The sequence below is a fragment of the Luteibacter sp. P4_E6 genome, assembly GCF_056401535.1.
On sequence record NZ_JBFUJE010000663.1, the window covers coordinates 1 to 1,939 of the forward strand.

Annotated in this window: 3 protein-coding genes and 1 pseudogene; 3 read left to right on the forward strand and 1 reads right to left on the reverse strand. The window is 65.3% G+C overall.

All coding sequences use genetic code 11. The features are described 5' to 3' along the window. The 3 genes from AC1DT2_RS22110 to AC1DT2_RS22120 all read left to right on the forward strand — a co-directional run. On the forward strand, nucleotides 1-273 hold a 273-nt coding region (locus AC1DT2_RS22110; protein WP_477298759.1), incomplete at its 5' end, for a ComEA family DNA-binding protein. Nucleotides 274-379: 106 nt separating this feature from the next. Continuing rightward, nucleotides 380-841 (forward strand): SET domain-containing protein-lysine N-methyltransferase, encoded by a 462-nt coding sequence (locus tag AC1DT2_RS22115; RefSeq protein WP_477298761.1) that lies wholly within the window; start codon nucleotides 380-382, stop codon nucleotides 839-841. A 22-nt stretch (nucleotides 842-863) separates the two neighbouring features. Beyond that, entirely contained in the window at nucleotides 864-1,400 is a 537-nt protein-coding gene (locus AC1DT2_RS22120) for a GNAT family N-acetyltransferase (protein WP_063573437.1), read from the forward strand. Between the two features lie 27 nt (nucleotides 1,401-1,427). On the opposite strand, the pseudogene AC1DT2_RS22125 reads toward AC1DT2_RS22120, so the two are convergent. Beyond that, nucleotides 1,428-1,939 (reverse strand): annotated as a pseudogene (locus AC1DT2_RS22125) (hypothetical protein); the annotation flags it as partial.

Consider the following 1,939-nt stretch of genomic DNA (forward strand, 5'->3'; position numbering starts at 1 on the left):
GCCGGCACGCCGGTCAACATCAATACGGCCGATGCCAACGCGCTCGCCCAGTCCCTCGATGGCGTGGGGCTCGCCAAGGCCCAGGCCATCATTGCCTGGCGGGAGGCCAACGGCGATTTCGACAGCGCCGACCAGCTCACGTCGGTCAAGGGCATCGGCCAATCACTGGTCGACCGCAACCGGGAATCCATCCTCGTCGACGCCGCCAAGCCGACGAAAAAGACCCGTCCCGCCCGCCCGGCGAAGGCCAACACCGCCAGCACGGACGACTGACGACCCGGCCCACCCCCTTCCGTCGCCGGCCGAACGCGCTACACTCGCGCCCCGTGCCGGCGGCGCTTTCTCGCCCTGCCGGTGGGAACAGGGGCCAGATGATCCGATGATCCTGCCGCGTTACCGTATCGCCGCTTCGGGCATTCCCGGGGCTGGCAAGGGCTTGTTCGTCGACGAACCCGTCGACGCCGGACGCATCGTCACCGCGCCCGATGCCATCGACCGTACGCACTCCTGGGCGGAGATCCTCGCCACGCCGGCCCTGGCCGCCAACCAGCACGCCGCGRCCCGCTGGTTTGAGGACCGCTACACCGTTTCGCCCGAGTGGCCAGACGAATGTTTCGTCAACCACAGCTTCGAACCGACCGGAATCTGGCATCTGGGATTTATTTTTGCCGCGAAGAACCTTCCGCAAGGCACTGAAATAACAGTTGATTATCGGCATCTCCTTCCGCCAAATGAGAACGAGAGCTTTAATGACGCGGCAACTGGTGAGAAAATAACCGGCTTGTCCTGGCAGGACAGTCTCGCGCTGAGTACGCGCGCCCTAGCCGCCCTGCTCGGCTGATTCCTTGGTCACTTCGATGGCAATGTCCGATATCCCTGTTCTGGAAACGCCGCGCCTGCGGCTTACCGCCCTCACCGAACGCCACTTCGACGACTACGCGAAAATGCTCGCGGACGCCGAAAGCACGCGCTGGATCGGTGACGGCCAGCCCCTGGACCGCATGAACGCGTGGCGATCCATGGCCATGCTGCTTGGGCACTGGGCACTCCGCGGCTGCGGCATGTGGGCCATCGAACTGAGACACAGCGGCGAGTTCATCGGCCGCGCCGGCCTGATGAAGCCGGAAGGCTGGCCCGACCTCGAGCTGGGCTGGATGCTCAAGCCGGAACACCGTCATCACGGCTACGCCACGGAAGCCGGTGAAGCCATCCTCGCGTTTGCATGGAACGAGATGCACGCGCAGCGCGTGATCAGTCTCGTGCGCATCGGCAACGAAGCCTCCGACCATGTGGCCGAGCGTCTTGGCGGCGAGCACATCGACAACATCGATTTCCTCGGCGGCGCGACGCATCTGTTCGCTTACTACCCGCCCCATCGCGAAGTCCGCCGCGCGAGCTGATCGCACGCACGGCGGCAACGCCCGCCATCAAAGGGCCGGCGCGAAATCCGTGCGACGGCGGCGGTGTGCCGGATTGACCGCAGCGATGCCCGCCAGGGCGAGCAAGCGCGCCGTGCGCATCCACGCAATCACGATCACGCCCGCCTGCACGATCAGGAACGCGACGAAGAGGCCGCCTCCCACCGCCACCGTGTGGCCCCGCCACGCCGCGATCAATACAGCCAGCGCCATGCCGACGAGAGTGATCACGAGGTAGACCAGCAAGCTGGCGAACGGACGCCGAACGAACTGCATGAATCCGCGACCGAGCGCCCGGAACGCCGAACGCAGCCCGATATCGGCAACGAACTGGGCACGCGCCGATTCGACCACCGCCTGTGCGATTACGAAGAACAGCAAGGCGACGGCAAGCGCACCATGCGAGTACATGTCGGCCGTGGCGGGAAGGAGCGCCGTATCGATCTTGTCGTCCGCGAACGACGATGCCGCTTTCGCCACGACGGCGAACAGGCCATAGGGAATCAAGGCCAGCAACAGCA